Here is a 17,371-nt window from a genome sequence, read left to right as displayed (position 1 = left end):
ATCAGGCGGGCTCCTGGGAGACGGGGGTTCCGGGCGGGCGACCGGTGCTCTTCTCGACGTCGAGCGCTTGCTGGAGGAGGACGACCGCGGCGACCTGATCCACAATGCTACGAGACGATCGCTGGGATCTGCCCGAATCGCGCAGCGCCGCGTGTGCCGAGACCGTCGAGAGGCGCTCGTCGACCAGTCGGACCGGGACAGCGGATGCCGCGGCGATCGCCTCGGCGAACTCCCGCGCGTCGACGGTGGACGCGGTGTCTTCGCCCCGCATGTTCAGCGGCAGACCGACCAGGATCTCGACCGCGGAGTGCTCCTCGGCCAGCGCGATCACGCGCTCCACCGACTTCTTGTCGCGGGGCACGGTCTCGACCGGCGTCGCGAGCAGTCCGTCGGGATCGCACCGGGCAACGCCGACACGCGCCCGGCCGACGTCGATGCCGAGTCTGGTCCCGCGCCGGAAGCCGCTCACGCGCGGAGGGCGTCCTTCACCGCGGTGAGCGCGGCCGGCAGTGCCGAGGCATCCGTCCCGCCGCCCTGCGCGACATCGTCGCGACCGCCGCCGCCGCCGCCGAGCACGGCAGCCGCCGCCTTCGCGAGCACTCCGGCCTTGACGCCCGTGGCGCGCGCCGCGTCGTTGGTCGCCACGATGACCACGGCCCGGCCGCCGATGTCCGCGCCGAGCGCGACGACGGCAGGCTCCGAGCCCAGGCGCTCGCGCACCTGCAGCGCCAGCGAGCGGACGTCGTCGGGGGTGGATGCCGAGCCGAGCGACTCCGCCACGACGACGGTGCCGCCCTGCGGCGACGCGGTCGCGACGAGCGCCGGAAGCCGGTCGCCCAGGGCCTTCGACTCGAAGGCCGCGATCTTCTTCTCGGCCGCCTTGAGGCTGGCGGTGAGCTCGGCGATGCGCGTGGCGAGCTGGTCGCGCGGCGTCTTGAGCGTCGACGTGAGCTGCGACACGATGGCGCGCTCGGCGGCCAGCGAACGGAACGCGTCGAGGCCGACGAGCGCCTCGACACGGCGGTTGGACGCGCCGACGGACGCCTCGCCGACGAGGTTGATGAGCCCGATCTCCGCGCTCGAGGTGACGTGCGTGCCCGCGCAGAGCTCGCGCGACCAGGGTCCGCCGATGTCGACCATGCGGACGGTGTCGCCGTACTTCTCGCCGAACAGCGCCATCGCGCCGAGCGACTTCGCCTCGTCGAGCGAGAGCACCCGCGTCGTGACCTCGAGGTTGTCGCGGACCGCGTTGTTCGCGATCTCCTCGATCTCGCTCTTGGTCTGCTCGGACAGGGACTGGCCCCAGGCGAAGTCGAACCGCATGTAACCGGCGCGGTTGAGCGAGCCGGCCTGCGTGGCCGTCTTGCCCAGCGTGTCGCGCAGCGCGGCGTGCACGAGGTGCGTGGCCGAGTGCGCCTGGCGCGCGGCGCGGCGGTTGGCGGCGTCCACCACCGTCGTGGCGGGCTGATCGACCGCGACCTCGCCCGTGGTGACCTCGACGGTGTGGCTGATGAGCCCGGCGACCGGCTTCTGCACGTCGATGACGTCGAGCTCGTAGCCGGGTCCGACGATGACGCCCTTGTCGGCGACCTGACCGCCCGACTCCGCGTACAGCGCCGTCTCGGCCAGGATGACCTCGGCGATCTGGCCCACCGAGGCGCGATCGACGGACACGCCGTCCACGAGGATGCCGAGCACGCGCGACGGCGTCTCCAGATCGGTGTAGCCGGTGAAGACCGTCTCACCCTGGGCGCGGAAGTCGCGGTAGACACTGGTGTCGGCGAGCTGGCGCTTGCGCGAGCGGGCATCCGCCTTCGCTCGGGTGCGCTGCTCGAGCATCAGCGTGTCGAATGCGTCGCGGTCGACCGTCAGCCCGGCCTCCTCGGCGATCTCCAGCGTGAGATCGATCGGGAAGCCGTAGGTGTCGTGCAGGAGGAACGCCTCGGCGCCCGCCAGCGCCGTGCCGCCGGACTGCTTGGCGGCGGCGACGGACTCGTCGAGGAGGTTCGATCCGGCGGCGAGGGTGCGCAGGAAGGTCTCCTCCTCCGCCAGGGCGTACTGGGAGATGCGCGCCCAGTCGGTCGCGACCTCGGGGTACGCCTCTTTCATGGCGTCCCGCGACGCGGCGAACAGATCGGCGAAGGTCGGGCCGTCGACGCCGAGAAGGCGCATGGAGCGGATCGCGCGGCGCATCAGGCGGCGCAAGATGTAGCCGCGGCCGTCGTTGGCGGGGGTGACGCCGTCCGACAGCAGCATGAGCGAGGAGCGGATGTGGTCGGCGACGACGCGGAAGCGGACGTCGTCCTCGTGCACCGCACCGTACGTCTTGCCCGACAGCGCGACCGCGCGGTCGAGGACCGGGCGCACCTGATCGGTCTCGTACATGTTGTCGACGCCCTGCTTGATGAACGCGATGCGCTCCAGGCCCATGCCGGTGTCGATGTTCTTCGCGGGCAGCTCGCCGACGATGTCGAAGTCGTACTTGGAGCGCACGTTGGTGATCTCGTACTGCATGAAGACGAGGTTCCAGATCTCGACGTAGCGGTCGTCGTCGGTCGCGGGACCGCCGTCGATGCCGTACTCCGGACCGCGGTCGAAGAAGATCTCCGAGCACGGACCGGCGGGGCCCGGAAGTCCGGTGCTCCAGTAGTTGGTGTCCTTGCCGAGCCGCTGAATGCGCTCCTCGGGGAACCCGGCGATCTCCTGCCAGAGCCCGAACGCCTCATCGTCCTCTTCGTAGACGGTGACCCACAGGTCCTTCGGGTCGAACCCGAGTCCGCCGTCGTCCTCGGACGAGGTGAGCAGCTCCCACGCGAATCGGATGGCGCCGGCCTTGAAGTAGTCGCCGAACGACCAGTTGCCGAGCATCTGGAAGAAGGTGCCGTGGCGCGGAGTCTTGCCGACCTCTTCGATGTCGTTGGTGCGGATGCACTTCTGATTGTCGGCCGCACGAGCGAACGGCGCGGGCACGTCTCCGCTGAGATACGGGATGAACGGAACCATTCCCGCGACCGTGAACAGCAGAGCCCGGTCGTCGGTCACCAGCGATGCCGACGGCACGATGACGTGGTCGTTCTTCTCGAAGTAGTCGAGGTAGCGCTTCGCGATCTCGGCGGTCTTCATTCGGGTCCTCGCAAAATGCGCGCGGTGCACTCCCCCGGCGCGCGGGTGGAGGGAGCCGCTGGTCAGTCGGTGAGCTTCTTGGCGGCGTCGGCTGCGGCGCCCGCGGCATCGGATGCTGCGGACAGCGCCGCCTCAGCGGCTTCGGCGGCGGCGTCCTTGACGTCGTCGACCAGCCCGGAGATGCGGGCTTCCTGCTCGCGGTACGAGTCCCCGATGCGGTCGGTGAACTCGGTGATCCGGGCGTCCACCTCGGCCAGCAGCTCGTGACCGCGCGGGTCTTTGTTCACGAGGTGCGCGACGACGAAGCCGCCGGCGATGCCGAACAGGAACCACACCAGGTTCTTCATGTCACCACTTCCTCGCGAGGCCGCCGGGCGCGGCATCCCTCCATCGTAGGGTGAAACGACGAAGGGCGCCGGGAATCCCCGGCGCCCTTCGTGCGAATGGAAACGCGATCAGCGTGCGGCGTAGTACTCCACCACGAGCTGGACGTCGCAGACCACGGGGACCTCGGCGCGCTTGGGGCGACGCACGAGAACGGCCTGGAGCTTGTCGAGCTGGACCTCGACGTAGGCCGGGACCGGGGGCAGGACGTCGGCGTGACCGCCGGCGGCTGCGACCTGGAAGGGCTCGGTGCCCTCGCTCTTGGCCTTGACGTGGATGGTCTGACCCGGCTTCACGCGGAAGGACGGGCGGTCGACGAGCTGACCGTCCACGAGGATGTGGCGGTGCACGACGAGCTGACGAGCCTGCGCGGTCGTACGGGCGAAGCCCGAACGCAGCACGAGGGCGTCGAGACGCATCTCGAGGAGCTCGACGAGGTTCTCACCCGTCAGGCCCTGGGTGCGGCGCGCCTCGTTGAACGTGTTGCGCATCTGCTTCTCGCGGATGCCGTACTGCTCGCGCAGACGCTGCTTCTCGCGGAGACGGACGGCGTAGTCGCTGTCCTGCTTGCGCTTGGTGCGGCCGTGCTCGCCCGGAGCGTAGGGACGCTTCTCGAGGTAGCGGGCGGCCTTCGGGGTCAGCGCAACGCCGAGCGCGCGCGACAGGCGGACCTTGCGGCGGTCCTGGGACTTCGTAGCCACGAAGTTTTCCTTCCGATGACGCGGCCGTGTCTTTCACGGCTCGCGGACGTATCTCGTCTCTTCGCCCTTCCGGACTGCACGCCGGGGCATGCCGGAAGGTAGGTGAGGAAGAGAGGGGATGCCCGAAAACTGTGTTTCGAGCCGGTCAAGTCTACCAGACCAGGGGTTCTCCTCCGGATCCCTCGGGGCCGGGCGGATGGGGCCCGTCAGCCGCCGTCGAGAATGCGCCGGATCTTCTCCAGTCGCGCCTGCACATCTCGCTCGGCACCGAGCGCCTTCGGCTCGTAGTAGCGCCGCCCTCGAAGCTCGTCGGGGAGGTACTGCTGAGGCGAGACGCCGACCTCGGAGTCATGCGGGTAGACATATCCCTTGCCGTGCCCGAGCCGCTTCGCGCCGGCATAGTGCGCGTCGCGCAGGTGCACCGGAACCCGGCCGAACCCGCCGGCGCGCACATCGGCGACGGCCGCATTGATCGCCATGTACGCGGCATTCGACTTCGCAGTCGTCGCGAGGTAGGCCGTCGCCTCGGCGAGCGGGATGCGCCCCTCCGGCATGCCGATGAGCTGCACGGCGTCGGCCGCGGCGACGGCGATCACCAGCGCGTGCGGATCGGCGAGCCCGATGTCTTCGGCGGCGGAGATGATGAGCCGCCGGGCGATGAACCGGGGGTCCTCGCCCGCCTCGATCATGCGCGCCAGGTAGTGCATGGAGGCGTCCACGTCGGAGCCGCGGATCGACTTGATGAATGCGCTGATCACGTCGTAGTGCTCGTCGCCCTGGCGGTCGTAGCGCAGCAGCGCCCGATCGACGGCCTGGGCGACATGCTCGGAGGTGATCTCGGGCGGGCCGGCGTCGTCGTCGGACGGCTCGGCGAAGGATGCCGCTGCCTCGAGCGCGGTGAGGGCGCGCCGGGCATCGCCCGAGGAGAGCCGCACCAGGGCTTCGCGCGCATCGTCGCCGAGGTGAACGCCGCCGGCGAGCCCCCGGGCGTCCGCGACAGCCCGGTCGATCAGCATCCGCAGGTCGTCGTCGGTGAGCGGCTTGAGAGTGAGCAGGAGCGAGCGCGACAGCAGCGGCGAGATCACGGAGAACGACGGGTTCTCGGTCGTCGCCGCGATCAGCACCACCCAGCCGTTCTCGACGCCCGGGAGCAGGGCGTCCTGCTGGGCCTTGGTGAAGCGGTGGATCTCGTCGAGGAACAGGATCGTCGACTGCCCGTAGAGATCGCGCTGGTTGAGCGCCTCCTGCATGACCTCGCGCACGTCCTTGACGCCCGCCGTCACGGCGGACAGCTCGACGAAGCGGCGTCCCGACGACCGGGCGATCGCCTGCGCGAGGGTGGTCTTTCCGGTGCCGGGCGGACCCCACAGGATGACCGAGGAAGCCGTGCGGGTCGCGGCATCCGGACTGGCCAGCATCACCAGCGGTGACCCCGTCTTCAGCAGGTGTCCCTGGCCCGCGACCTCGTCGAGCGAGATCGGACGCATCCGCACGGCGAGCGGCGTCTGGCCCTGGAAGAGCGCGGCCTGCGAGCCCCCGCTTCCCGCGCCTCCGTGCGACGCGCCCGCGCCGCGTGCGGAGGGAGTGGGAACGGTCACCGTTCCAGGCTAGTCCGCGCCACGGACGGCGGGCTCCGGGCGTGTTTTGTCGCGACCGACGGCGCCCCGTAGGATCAACCCCGCCCGGGCACGGACCCGGAGCGGAGGAGGATCCGTGGCGAACGGTGGCAAGGACCGCGGCACTCGCGAGTCGCGGGAGCGCGCGCGCCTGTATCAGGCACGTCGGGAGTTCCACGCGGGTCAGGCACGTCGCCGCACGCGCGACAACCTCATCGCCGGCATCGCGGGCGGGGCGCTGATCCTGGGCGTGCTCGCCGCGCAGACGGCGTACTTCGTCGCCGGTCCGGGTGCGCCGGAGCCGGCGCCCTCGTCCACCCCGACTCCGACGGTCGCACCGACCCCGTCCGACACGCCCGCGCCGACCCCCAGCGCGACTCCGACGCCGACACCCTGAACCGGCACGGCCGGCATCGGATGACGCGGCCGGTCGCGTACTAGGCTTGCACGCGTCCATCCCCCACAGGCGGCGTGAGCCGCGATGAGGTGCATCCCGTGACTGCCGCAGCAGAGTCAACTCCCGAGTCCACCGGTCCCGCGACCGAGTCGGACACCCCCGAAAACGACGCGATCTCGCCCGAGATCGAAACACCCGAGGCTGAGTCGCCTGAGACCGTCGACGCCGTCGCCGACGCTCCCGAAGCCGAAGCGCCCGAGGCGCCCGCAGTCGAGGCGCCCGACACGGACGGCGAGGATGCCGCTCCCGAGGTTGAGGCAGCGGCAGAAGCCGCGCCGGCCGAGGCCGACGTCGAGCCGGATTCTCCTGAGGCCGAGGCGGACGCTCCCGAGGCCGCCAACGCCACCGCTTCCGAAGCCGAGGCCGCCGAAGCGCCCGCCGAGACCGCTTCCGAGCCTGCGGCCGCCGCCCCTGCGCCGGCTCCGCGGCCGACCCCCACCCCGAGGCCGACGCCCGCTGCGGCTGCTCGTCCCAAGCCGACCCCCGCGCCCGGTGCCGCCGCTGCAGCGCCGAAGCCCGCGCCCGCCGGCGAGCCGTGGGGCCGCGTCGAGGAAGACGGCACGGTCTCTGTCCGCGAGGCATCCGGCTGGCGCGTCGTCGGCCAGTACCCCGACGGCACCCCCGAGGAGGCCCTGGCCTACTTCGAGCGCAAGTACGCGGACCTCGCGAGCGAGGTCACGCTGCTCGAGGTCCGTCGCCAGCGCGCCGGCGCGTCGGCATCCGACCTCCGCGGCGCGGCACGCGCCGTATCCGCCAAGCTGCACGAGGCGGCCGCGGTCGGCGACCTGGCGAGCCTCGAGGCTCGGGTCCTGGCCTTGACCGAGTCGCTCGCCGCGGCATCCGAGACCGAGGCCGCTGCTGCCCGCGAGGCCGTCGACGACGCCGTGCGGGTGCGCACCGAGCTCGTCGAGAAGGCGGAGGCCCTCGCCGCGCGCGATCCGCGCACGGTGCAGTGGAAGCAGGCGACCGCCGAGCTGAACGAGCTGTTCGAGCAGTGGCAGTCGCAGCAGCAGAACGGCCCCCGCCTGCCGAAGTCGACCGCCCAGCAGCTGTGGAAGCGATTCCGCGATGCGCGTTCGATCGTCGACAAGCACCGCCGCGAGTTCTACGCCGAGCTGGACGAGGCCCACAAGGGCGTACGCGAGCGCAAGACCAAGCTCGTCGAGAAGGCGGAGGCGCTCGCCCCCAAGGGCGAGGACGGCATCGCCGCGTACCGCGAGCTGCTCGACCAGTGGAAGACGGCCGGCCGGGCAGGCAAGAAGGTCGACGACGCGCTGTGGGCCCGTTTCAAGACGGCCGGCGACGCCCTCTACTCCGCGCGCATCGAACGCGAGTCCGCCGAGAACGAGGCGTCCCGCGAGAAGATCGAGACGCGCAAGGCCCTGCTCGAAGAGGCGAAGGCCGTGGCGGACGAGCGCGATATCGCCAAGGCGCGCTCGCTCCTGACCAGCATCCAGCGACGCTGGGACGAGGTCGGACGCATCTTCCCGCGCGACGCCGAGCGGGCGCTGGACGATGACCTGCGCAAGATCGAGAACGCGCTGCGGACCCGCGAGGAGTCCGACTGGAAGCGGAACAACCCCGAGACCAAGGCGCGCGCCAACGACATGACGCGCCAGCTCATGGACGCGATCGGCAAGCTCGAAGACGCCGTCGCCACGGCGAAGAAGAGCGGCGACAAGAAGGCGATCGCCGACGCGACCGACGCCCTCGAGGCGCGCCGGGCGTGGCTCAAGGCACTCGGCGGCTGAGTCGCCGGTCCTGCACCGACTGAGAACCGCCCCCGTTGTCCACAGACGACGGGGGCGGTTCCTCATGGGCACGGCGACTGCGGCACACTGCCGCTATGGCGTCGTCCCCGTTCCTGTACTTCGTCGGTGACCGCCTCTCGCTCGCCGAGCTGAGCGCCGCCCGCCTCGACGGCGACGTCGTCGAGCTGGGCGACGCGTACATCCCCGCCGACGCCGTCGAGACGCGGGCGCTGCGGGCCGGGTCGCTATCCGGCATCCTCGGGGACAACCTCGCCGCCACGCACCTCAGCGCGGCCTGGGTGCACGGGGTGCTGCCCGAGCCGCCGGTCCGCCATACCGTTCAGCGCGGCGTGTCACGCCGCCTGCACCGGCTTCCCGCCAGAAACCTCGTCTACCGCGACCTCGCTGTCGACGCCGCAGACCTCGAGCTCATCGGCGGCGTCCTGGTGACCTCCCCGGTGCGGACGCTCTGCGACCTCGCGCGGGTCGACGATCCCGCCCACCGACGCGCCGCGGCGCTGCTGTCCGAGAGCCGGGGCGGGCTCGTGCACGAGTCGATCGCCCGTCTTCAGCGGGGCGCACTCCCCCACAAGCGCCCGGCGATCCTGTTCCTGCGCACGCTCGACCCGAGCGGCGGCTAAGACGAGGTGACGCGGTAGACGTCGTAGACGGCGTCGATGCGCCGCACCGCGTTGAGCACGCGATCCAGGTGCACGATGTCGCCCATCTCGAACACGAAGCGGCTGATCGCGAGGCGATCGCTCGAGGTCGAGACCGACGCCGAGAGGATGTTGACGTGGTGCTCGCTGAGCACCCGTGTGACGTCGCTGAGCAGGCCCGATCGGTCCAGCGCCTCGACCTGGATCTGCACCAGGAAGATGCTCTTCGTCGTCGGCGCCCATTCGACCTCGATGAGCCGCTCGGCATCCGCCATGAGCGACTTGACGTTGCTGCAATCCGCCCGGTGCACCGACACGCCGCTGCCGCGGGTGACGAACCCCATGATCTGGTCGCCGGGCACCGGCGTGCAGCACTTCGCGAGCTTGACGAGGATGTCGGGCGCGCCGCGCACCAGGATGCCGGAATCGCCGCCGCGGCTCTGCCGGGCACGGCCCACGGCGGGCAGCTCGATGGGACCCGTCGCGGTCTCGTTGGCGCTGACCAGCGCGGTGACCTTCTCGATCACCGACTGCGTCGAGACGTGGCCCTCGCCGACGGCCGCGTACAGGGCCGACACGTCCTCGTAGCGCAGCGACTGCGCCACCTCGGTGAACGAGTCCTGGCTCATCAGGCGCTGGAGCGGCAAGTTCTGCCGGCGCATGGCGCGCGCGATGGCCTCCTTGCCCTGCTCGATGGCCTCTTCGCGTCGCTCCTTGGTGAACCAGCCGCGGATCTTGTTGCGCGCCCGCGTGCTCTTGACGAAGCCGAGCCAGTCCTGGCTGGGTCCGGCATCGGGATTCTTCGATGTGAAGACCTCGACGACGTCGCCGCTCTTGAGCTCGGTCTCGAGCGGAACCAGACGCCCGTTGACCTTCGCACCCATCGTGCGGTGGCCGACCTCGGTGTGCACCGCGTAGGCGAAGTCGACGGGCGTCGCACCCGAGGGCAGCCCGATGACCCGACCCTTCGGCGTGAAGACGTAGACCTCTTTCGCGCCGATCTCGAAGCGCAGCGAGTCCAGGAACTCGCCCGGATCGGCCGTCTCGGCCTGCCAGTCGGAGATGTGCGCGAGCCACGCCATGTCCGTGTCGAGCGACTTCGGGTCGCCCTTGCCGCCGTTGACCCGCTCCTTGTACTTCCAGTGCGCAGCGACGCCGTATTCGGCCTGCTGGTGCATCTCGTTGGTGCGGATCTGGATCTCGACCGTCCGCCCGCCGGGGCCGATCACCGTCGTGTGGAGCGACTGATAGAGATTGAACTTCGGGGTGGCGATGTAGTCCTTGAAGCGGCCCGGAAGCGGAGTCCACCGCGCGTGGATCGCGCCGAGGACCGCGTAGCAGTCGCGAACGCTGCCGACCAGGATGCGGATGCCGATGAGGTCGTAGATGTCGTCGAACTCGCGACCCCGGACGACCATCTTCTGGTACACGGAGTACAGCTGCTTCGGCCGGCCCATCACCCGGCCCCGGATGCGCAGCTCTCGCAGATCCGAGTCGACCGCCTCGATGACGTTCTGGACGTACTGCTCGCGCTGAGGAGTGCGCTGCTTGACCAGGCTCTCGATCTCGGCGTAGAGCTTGGAGTGGAGGACCGCGAACGACAGGTCCTCGAGCTCGGACTTGATGGCCTGGATGCCGAGGCGGTGCGCGAGCGGCGCGTAGATCTCGAGCGTCTCGGTGGCCTTCTTGCGCGCCTTCTCGGGCGGGACGAATCCCCACGTGCGCGCATTGTGCAGCCGGTCGGCGAGCTTGATCAGCAGCACCCGGATGTCGCGCGACATCGCGACGATCATCTTGCGGACGGTCTCGGCCTGCGCGCTCTCGCCGTACTTGACCTTGTCGAGCTTCGTGACCCCGTCCACGAGCATCGCGACCTCGTCGCCGAACTCGGCCGTCAGCGTGTCGAGCGCGTAGCCGGTGTCCTCCACGGTGTCGTGCAGGAGCGCCGCCGCGATCGCCTTCGGACCGAGACCGATGTCGGCGAGGATCTGTGCGACGGCAAGCGGATGCGTGATGTACGGCTCGCCGCTCTGCCTGGTCTGGCCGGCGTGGGCTTTGTCGGCGACCGCGTACGCGCGTTCGATGATCGACAGGTCGCCCTTGGGGTGGTGCGTGCGCACCGTCCGCAGCAGCTGCTCGACGTCATCGCGCCGCGCCGACCGCGAGAAGATCCGCGGAACCAGGCGCCGCAGCGACGAGGTCTGCGCGGGGGGAACGGTCTCGGTCATCCGATCCCCTCCCCTCCGCTGGACCTCACAATCCTACGCCCGCGTGCGGTACTGCTCTGCTCAGGCGGGTGAGCCCGCGAGCTCACGGGCAGCCAGCACGCGCTCGTCGCGCGCCTTGATCGCGGGCTCGTTCTCACGCAGCAGCGAGTAGAGCGGCGCCGCGACGAAGATCGTCGAGTACGCGGCCACGATCGTGCCGACGAAGATCGACAGCGACAGGTCGGTGAGCGTCTGGGCGCCGGCCCAGATGACGCCGATGAACAGGATCGCACCCGTGGGCAGGATCGCGACGACGGTGGTGTTGATCGAGCGCACCAGCGTCTGGTTCACGGCGAGGTTGACCGACTCGCCGAACGTGCGTCCGGATACCTCACCGTCCTCCGTCGTGTTCTCCCTGATCTTGTCGAAGACGACCGTCGTGTCGTACAGCGCATACGAGAGGATCGTCAGGAAGCCGATGACCGCGGCAGGCGAGATCTCGAAGCCGAACAGCGCGTACACGCCCACCGTGATCACGAGGACGTCGACCAGGCCGATGATCGCGGAGACCGACATCTTCCAGGTGCGGAAGTACAGCGCCAGGATCAGGAAGGTCAGGGCGAGGAAGATCGCCAGACCCCACAGCGACTGGCGCGTGACGTCGGCGCCCCAGCTGGGACCGATGAACGAGTAGCTGACGTCGGTGACCGGCACGTCGTAGGCCTCGGCGAGTGCCTCCGACACCTCCCGGCTCTCGTCGTCGGTCAGCTGGTCGGTCTGCACGCGCACGGCGTCCTCGCCGATCGTGACGACCTTGGTGGTCGCGTCGGGGACGACGGACTGCACCGCTTCGGTCGCCGTGGCCTGATCCGGGTTCGCGACGTTGTTGACGGTGAACTGGGATCCGCCGGTGAACTCGATCGAGAACTGGATCGGGCGGAACAGCGGCACGAGTGCCGAGCCGATGACGAGGATCGCGGCGATCAGGAACCACAGCCGACGTCGCCCGATGAACGGGAACGAGGTCTTGCCGGTGTAGAGGTCGTTGCCGAGCTGGCCCATGGAGCGCATCAGCGGTCTCCCTCCTTGGCGGTCGTGGACGGTTTCGACGTGGATCCGGCAGCCAGTTCGGCCTGCTTGCGCTCGGCGATGGTCTGGCGCCGCACGGCCTCGCCGCGCGATGCGACGGCACGGCGGCCGGCAGCGCTCGTCGCGGTGGCGGCGACGGGCGTGCGGAACTGAGCGCGTCCGCGGTAGACCGCGCCCAGCGCGGTCGGGTCGAGCCCGGACAGCGGATGCCCGCCACCGAAGAACCGCGTGCGTGCCAGCAGCTGCATCACCGGGTGGGTGAAGAGGATGAAGATCAGCACGTCGAGGGCGGTGGTGAGACCGAGCGTGAACGCGAAGCCCTTCACCGTGGCGTCGGCGAGGATGTAGAGCACCACGGCCGCGAGGATGTTGATCGACTTCGAGATGTAGATCGTCCGCTTGGCACGGTCCCAGCCGTCTTCGACGGCGCTCGTGATCGACTTGCCGTCGCGCAGCTCGTCTCGTATTCGCTCGAAGTAGACGATGAAGGAGTCGGCTGTGAAGCCGATCGTCACGATCAGACCCGCGACACCGGCCAGCGAGAGACGGAAGCCCATGCGCCACGCGAGGATGCACAGCGTGAGGTAGGTCAGCACACCCATCACGATGAGCGACGCGATGATCACGAAGCCCAGCGCCCGGTAGACGATGAGCGAGTAAATGGCCACGAGCACGAGACCGATGAGGCCCGCGATCAGGCCGATCTGCAGCTGCTGCGATCCGAGCGTGGCCGAGATCGAGTTCGAGCTCTCGACCGTGAAGCTCAGCGGCAGGGCGCCGTACTTGAGCTGATCGGCGAGGACCTTGGAGGTCTCCTGCGTGAAGCTGCCGGTGATGCTGGGGTTTCCGCCGAGGATGACCTGGTTCATCGACGGCGCGGAGAGCACGTAGCCGTCCAGCACGAACGCGAACTGGTTCAGCGGCGGGTCGGCGCCGTACAGGCGCTGGCTGATCTCACCGAAGGTCTCGGTGCCCTCGTCGTCGAAGTCGAGGTTGACAGCCCACAGCCCGTTGGTCTGCTGCAGCCCGAAGGTGGCGTCGTCGATCGACGATCCGTCGAGCTCGACCGGACCGAGGATGTACTTCACCGTGCGATCGGCGTCGCACGTGATGAGGGGCTGATCGGCCGGAGCCTCGGCCGGGTTGTTCGCCTCGTCCTCGCAGTCGTAGGCGAGGAACTCGGCCTGCAGGGCGGGAGTGATCCACGCGAGGTCACTGCCGTCGGTCGGCTCCGCCGTGGGCGTCGCAGCCAGCGTGGGATCCGGCGTCGGGTGCGGCGTCTCCTTGCCGTCCTCGCCCACGAACGTGTTCGCGGGCTGACCTGCGAACAGCACGGCGCGCAGCTGGAGCTGCGCGGACGCCTCGATGCGGTTGCGCGTCTCCTCGTCGGCCTGACCGGGGATCTGCACCACGATCTGGTTGCCCGCCTGGGTGGTGACGTCGGCCTCGCCGACACCCGAGGCGTCGACGCGCTGGCGGATGATCGTGACCGCCTGGTTCATCTGCTCTTCGGTGGGCGCCGCACCGTCCTCGGTCTGCGCCTCGAGCACGATCTGCGTGCCGCCCTGAAGGTCGAGTGCCAGTTCAGGCGTCCACGAGCTCTCTTTGAAGACGTAAACGCCGAGCGCGTTGATGCCGGCCAGGAGGGCCGTGATCACGAGGAGACCGGTCAGCGCACGCCATGCATGCCGGACGGGAGTGGAAGTCGCCACTGATTCCGCTTTCTGAAGGTGCCCTGACGGGCGGGTCGGTCAGGCCTGGGGCTTGGTGCCGGACTCGGCGTCCGGGTCCACGTCGGTCTTCTCGACCGTGCGGAAGTCGTCCTCGACGACCTGCACGTCGTCGAGCGGCGTGACCTCGTCGATCAGAGGCTCTTCCGTCGGGGTGACGATGCGGAGAATGGCCTGGCTGTGCACCTTGATGTCGACGCCCGGGGCGATCTCGACCACGGCGGGCTGGTCGAGGTTCTCGGGGTCGTAGGAGACGATCTTGCCGTAGAGCCCGCCCTGCATGAGCACCTCGGCGCCGGGGACCGTGTTGCGCGCGCGCTCCTCCTGCTCGAGCTTCTGCTTCGCCATCCGGCGGCGCGAGCTCCAGAACATGAAGACCAGGAGCACGACCAGCAGGATGATGAGGCCGTAGTTGGCGAAGAAGTCGTTCATGAAGGTGAGATGGCCTTTCGGGTCAGGCGCGCACCAGGGCGGCGCTGCCTGTAGAAGGGGGGTAGGCGAAAGCCTCCAGTGATTATAGGTCGAAGCCGAGCATCGATTCGACGGGCGCGACGTCGAGGTGCTCATAGGCGTCGCGCGTGGCCACCCGTCCGCGCGGCGTGCGGCCCATGAATCCGATCCGGACGAGATAGGGCTCCACGACCGATTCGATGGTTTCCGGCTCTTCTCCGACGGACACCGCCAGCGTGCTGAGGCCGACCGGACCGCCCCGGAACCGACGCACGAGCGCCTCCAGCACCGCGCGGTCGAGACGATCGAGACCGATCGCGTCGACGTCGTACAGGTCGAGCGCCGCGTCGACGATCCGGGCGTCGGCAGCCTCGCCGTCGCCATACACGATGAGGTAGTCGCGCACGCGTCGCAGCAGCCGGTTGGCGATGCGCGGGGTGCCGCGGGAGCGGCGGGCGATCTCGGCGCGCGGAAGCGGCGGGACGGAGACGCCGAGCATGGCGGCCGAACGCTCGATCACGCGCTCCAGTTCGTGCGGCTCGTAGTACTCGAGGTGCCCGGTGAACCCGAACCGGTCGCGCAGCGGGTTGGGCAGCAGGCCGGAGCGGGTGGTCGCTCCGACGAGCGTGAACGGAGCGAGATCGAGCGGGATGCTGGTCGCCCCGGCTCCCTTGCCCACCATGATGTCGATGCGGAAGTCCTCCATCGCGAGGTACAGCATCTCTTCCGCGGACCGCGCCATGCGATGGATCTCGTCGATGAAGAGCACCTCTCCCGGGACCAGGCTCGACAGCAGCGCCGCCAGGTCACCCGCATGCTGGATCGCCGGACCGCTCGAGAGGCGCAGCGGACGTCCGCTCTCGTGGGCGACGATCATCGCGAGCGTGGTCTTTCCGAGTCCGGGCGGACCGGACAGCAGGATGTGGTCAGCCGGCCGCTGCTGGATCCGTGCGGCGTCGAGGAGCAGCTGCAGCTGGCCGCGGACTTTCTGCTGGCCGACGAACTCGGCGAGCGAGGTGGGACGCAGCGCGCCCTCGATCGCGAGCTCGGTCTCGTCCGCGGGCTCGGACGCGTCGCGGAGGTCATCCACCGACGGTCTCCTTCCGCGCGGGACCGAGCGCCGACAGCGTGAGCCGCAGCAGCGCGGGCACGGACGCACGATCCGCGGGTGCCGCCTCGGCGCCCACCGACTCGACGGCCTCGGCGGCGACGCGCTCGGACCATCCGAGCCCGATCAGGGCTTGCACGACCTGGGCGGGGACGGCGGGAGCGGCATCCGTCCGTGCCGAGCCGGGAGCCGCGGGAGCGACGATCTTGCCTGCGAGCTGGACCACGATGAGCTTGGCGGTCTTCGGCCCGATCCCCGAGACCCGGCGGAAGGGCGCGTCGTCGTCGGAAGCCACCGCGTCCGCGATCTGCGCGACCGTCAGCGTGGCGAGCACCCCGAGCGCGGACTTCGGCCCGACGCCGGTGACTCCGAGGAGCTGCGAGAAGACCGCGAGCTCGTCGCGGTCCTCGAATCCGAAGAGCGACAGCGCGTCTTCACGCACGATGAGGCTGGTGTGCAGCAGCAGCTGCTGCCCGAGGTGCGCGGAGCGGGCGACCTGCGGCGTCACGGCTACCGCGAGCCCCACTCCCCCGACCTCGACCACGACGGCATCCTGCTCGGCATGCACGACCGTGCCGCGGACTGAGGAGATCATGTAGCGAGCCTAGGTCGCCGTTCGGAGGTTTGTTCGAGCGACACGCCTACCGCCGGGTGAGGCGTTCGGCGTCCGCCCAGGCTCGCTGCGCCGGGGTGAGCGGCGACGACGGGGCGGACGGCGCTCCCCCGCGCCAGCCGTGGCAGAGGGCGATCGCCAGTGCATCCGCGGCGTCCGCGGGCTGCGGCAGCGTGTCGAGGCGGAGCACGCGCGCCACCATGGTCTGGACCTGCTTCTTGTCGGCGGCCCCGTAGCCGGTGACCGCGGCCTTCACCTCGGACGGCGTGTGCGTTGCAGCAGGCAGCCCGCGCTCACCGGCGACGAGCAGGGCGATGCCGCTGGCCTGGGCAGTGCCCATCACGCTGTGGCGATTGTGCTGGGCGAACACGCGCTCGACCGCGATCACGGCGGGTCCGAAGTCGTCGATCACCGCCCGGAGACCGGCCGCGATCACCGCGAGGCGGACCTCGATCGGCGCACCCGGGTCGGAGCGCACCACTCCGACGTGCACCAGGCTCGCCGACCGGTCGGCCGCGACGTCGACGACGCCCACGCCGCAGCGGGTCAGTCCGGGGTCGATGCCCAGCACTCTCAGCGCGCCGCGCGCGGGTTGTGATGCCACATCATCACGCTAGGCGAGCCCTGCGCACGACGCCTTCAGGCGCGCCCCGCGATGCGCGGAGCGACGCCTCACTCGTCGTTCTCGAGCTCGGCCTGCACGTCGGAGGTGAGGTCGAAGTTCGCGAACACGCTCTGCACGTCGTCGCTGTCTTCGAGGGCGTCGATGAGCCGGAAGATCTTGCGGGCGGTGTCGGCGTCGATCTCGACCTTGAGGTTCGGGACGAACTCCACGTCCGCGGACTCGTAGTCGATACCGGCATCCTGCAGCGCTGTGCGGACCTTAACCAGATCCGTCGCCTCGGTGATCACGGCATACCCGGCGCCGTGCGGCTCGACCTCTTCCGCTCCCGCGTCGAGGACGGCGAGCATCACGTCGTCCTCGGACGCGCTCTCGCTGGAGACGACGATGACGCCCTTGCGGGTGAAGTTGTACGCGACACTGCCGGGGTCGGCGAGGCTGCCGCCGTTGCGGCTCAGCGCCGTGCGGACCTCGGCGGCCGCCCGGTTCTTGTTGTCGGTGAGGCACTCGATCATGAGCGCGACGCCGTTCGGCCCGTAGCCTTCGTAGACGATCGAGGTGTACTCGACGGCCTCCCCGCCGATGCCGGCGCCGCGCTTGATCGCGCGATCGATGTTGTCGTTCGGGACGGAGGTCTTCTTCGCCTTCTGCACGGCGTCGAAGAGGGTGGGGTTGCCGGCCAGGTCGGCGCCGCCCATCTTGGCGGCGACCTCGATGTTCTTGATCAGCTTCGCGAACGACTTCGCCCGTCGGCTGTCGATGACGGCCTTCTTGTGCTTGGTCGTCGCCCACTTGGAATGCCCGGACATACTTCTCCTGATCAGCTCGTCGGCGTGCGTTCGGCGGAACGTCGATGACCGC

General features: G+C 69.7%; 16 protein-coding genes. 3 read left to right on the top strand and 13 right to left on the bottom strand.

Translation table 11 applies throughout. The annotated features are described in order from the left end of the window. Position 1 precedes the first annotated feature (1 nt). The 5 genes from ruvX to ASD56_RS09700 form a co-directional block, all read right to left on the bottom strand. Entirely contained in the window at positions 2-469 is a 468-nt protein-coding gene (gene ruvX / locus ASD56_RS09720; protein ID WP_055964912.1) for a Holliday junction resolvase RuvX, read from the bottom strand. Then, positions 466-3,123, bottom strand: a complete 2,658-nt coding sequence (alaS, locus tag ASD56_RS09715) for an alanine--tRNA ligase (RefSeq protein ID WP_055964907.1) — start codon at positions 3,121-3,123, stop codon at positions 466-468. Before alaS ends, ruvX begins: the two co-directional genes overlap by 4 nt. Before the next feature lie 62 nt (positions 3,124-3,185). Next, positions 3,186-3,470 carry a hypothetical protein gene (locus ASD56_RS09710; protein ID WP_055964904.1) on the bottom strand — a complete coding sequence of 95 codons (285 nt, stop codon included), beginning with the start codon at positions 3,468-3,470 and terminating at the stop codon, positions 3,186-3,188. A 108-nt stretch (positions 3,471-3,578) separates the two neighbouring features. Then, on the bottom strand, positions 3,579-4,208 hold the full coding sequence (rpsD, locus tag ASD56_RS09705; protein WP_055964901.1) for a 30S ribosomal protein S4: 630 nt from the start codon (positions 4,206-4,208) through the stop codon (positions 3,579-3,581). A 206-nt stretch (positions 4,209-4,414) separates the two neighbouring features. Next, the gene (locus tag ASD56_RS09700) at positions 4,415-5,695 is read right to left on the bottom strand and encodes a replication-associated recombination protein A (RefSeq protein ID WP_055965847.1); all 1,281 of its coding nucleotides are present in this window, start codon (positions 5,693-5,695) and stop codon (positions 4,415-4,417) included. A gap of 226 nt (positions 5,696-5,921) precedes the next feature. On the opposite strand from ASD56_RS09700, the gene ASD56_RS09695 reads away from it, so the two are divergent. The 3 genes from ASD56_RS09695 (at position 5,922) to ASD56_RS09685 (ending at position 8,673) form a co-directional block, all read left to right on the top strand. Beyond that, entirely contained in the window at positions 5,922-6,221 is a 300-nt protein-coding gene (locus tag ASD56_RS09695) for a hypothetical protein (RefSeq protein ID WP_055964898.1), read from the top strand. Positions 6,222-6,319: 98 nt separating this feature from the next. After that, positions 6,320-8,032 carry a DUF349 domain-containing protein gene (locus ASD56_RS09690; RefSeq protein WP_055965845.1) on the top strand — a complete coding sequence of 571 codons (1,713 nt, stop codon included), beginning with the start codon at positions 6,320-6,322 and terminating at the stop codon, positions 8,030-8,032. A gap of 95 nt (positions 8,033-8,127) precedes the next feature. Further along, positions 8,128-8,673, top strand: a complete 546-nt coding sequence (locus tag ASD56_RS09685) for a hypothetical protein (protein ID WP_055964895.1) — start codon at positions 8,128-8,130, stop codon at positions 8,671-8,673. On the opposite strand, the gene ASD56_RS09680 is transcribed toward ASD56_RS09685, so the two are convergent. From ASD56_RS09680 to ASD56_RS09645, 8 genes are all read right to left on the bottom strand, one after another. After that, positions 8,670-10,919, bottom strand: coding sequence for a RelA/SpoT family protein (locus ASD56_RS09680; protein WP_055964892.1), 2,250 nt, complete (start codon positions 10,917-10,919; stop codon positions 8,670-8,672). The genes ASD56_RS09685 and ASD56_RS09680 overlap by 4 nt on opposite strands. Before the next feature lie 60 nt (positions 10,920-10,979). Continuing rightward, positions 10,980-11,969, bottom strand: coding sequence for a protein translocase subunit SecF (gene secF / locus ASD56_RS09675; protein WP_055964881.1), 990 nt, complete (start codon positions 11,967-11,969; stop codon positions 10,980-10,982). Then, complete coding sequence (gene secD / locus ASD56_RS09670) at positions 11,969-13,699, bottom strand: protein translocase subunit SecD (RefSeq protein WP_055964875.1); 1,731 nt, start codon at positions 13,697-13,699, stop codon at positions 11,969-11,971. Before secD ends, secF begins: the two co-directional genes overlap by 1 nt. 39 nt (positions 13,700-13,738) lie before the next feature. Then, positions 13,739-14,149, bottom strand: coding sequence for a preprotein translocase subunit YajC (locus ASD56_RS09665; protein ID WP_055964867.1), 411 nt, complete (start codon positions 14,147-14,149; stop codon positions 13,739-13,741). Positions 14,150-14,231: 82 nt separating this feature from the next. After that, a complete protein-coding gene (gene ruvB / locus ASD56_RS09660; protein WP_055964864.1) occupies positions 14,232-15,257 on the bottom strand; it encodes a Holliday junction branch migration DNA helicase RuvB in 1,026 nt (341 codons plus the stop codon). Next, positions 15,250-15,870: a Holliday junction branch migration protein RuvA gene (ruvA, locus tag ASD56_RS09655; RefSeq protein WP_055964862.1), complete on the bottom strand. Its 621-nt coding sequence runs from the start codon at positions 15,868-15,870 to the stop codon at positions 15,250-15,252. Before ruvA ends, ruvB begins: the two co-directional genes overlap by 8 nt. Positions 15,871-15,916: 46 nt before the next feature. Then, positions 15,917-16,492 (bottom strand): crossover junction endodeoxyribonuclease RuvC, encoded by a 576-nt coding sequence (ruvC, locus tag ASD56_RS09650; protein ID WP_055964858.1) that lies wholly within the window; start codon positions 16,490-16,492, stop codon positions 15,917-15,919. A 68-nt stretch (positions 16,493-16,560) separates the two neighbouring features. Beyond that, entirely contained in the window at positions 16,561-17,319 is a 759-nt protein-coding gene (locus tag ASD56_RS09645) for a YebC/PmpR family DNA-binding transcriptional regulator (RefSeq protein ID WP_055964855.1), read from the bottom strand. Positions 17,320-17,371 lie beyond the last annotated feature (52 nt).

The organism is Microbacterium sp. Root166 (assembly GCF_001427145.1).
Lineage (GTDB): Bacteria > Actinomycetota > Actinomycetes > Actinomycetales > Microbacteriaceae > Microbacterium.
Note: the sequence above shows the minus strand (reverse complement) of the source record. Positions and strands in the feature narration are given on the sequence as shown.

Excerpts from the sequence above, each read along its gene's own strand:
- ASD56_RS09680 (WP_055964892.1), bottom strand. The coding sequence starts at position 10,919 with ATGACCGAGACCGTTCCCCCCGCGCAGACCTCGTCGCTGCGGCGCCTG.
- ASD56_RS09700 (WP_055965847.1), bottom strand. The coding sequence starts at position 5,695 with ATGCGTCCGATCTCGCTCGACGAGGTCGCGGGCCAGGGACACCTGCTG.
- ASD56_RS09685 (WP_055964895.1), top strand. The coding sequence starts at position 8,128 with ATGGCGTCGTCCCCGTTCCTGTACTTCGTCGGTGACCGCCTCTCGCTC.
- ASD56_RS09665 (WP_055964867.1), bottom strand. The coding sequence starts at position 14,149 with ATGAACGACTTCTTCGCCAACTACGGCCTCATCATCCTGCTGGTCGTG.
- ruvA (WP_055964862.1), bottom strand. The coding sequence starts at position 15,870 with ATGATCTCCTCAGTCCGCGGCACGGTCGTGCATGCCGAGCAGGATGCC.
- alaS (WP_055964907.1), bottom strand. The coding sequence starts at position 3,123 with ATGAAGACCGCCGAGATCGCGAAGCGCTACCTCGACTACTTCGAGAAG.
- ASD56_RS09710 (WP_055964904.1), bottom strand. The coding sequence starts at position 3,470 with ATGAAGAACCTGGTGTGGTTCCTGTTCGGCATCGCCGGCGGCTTCGTC.
- secF (WP_055964881.1), bottom strand. The coding sequence starts at position 11,969 with ATGCGCTCCATGGGCCAGCTCGGCAACGACCTCTACACCGGCAAGACC.
- ASD56_RS09645 (WP_055964855.1), bottom strand. The coding sequence starts at position 17,319 with ATGTCCGGGCATTCCAAGTGGGCGACGACCAAGCACAAGAAGGCCGTC.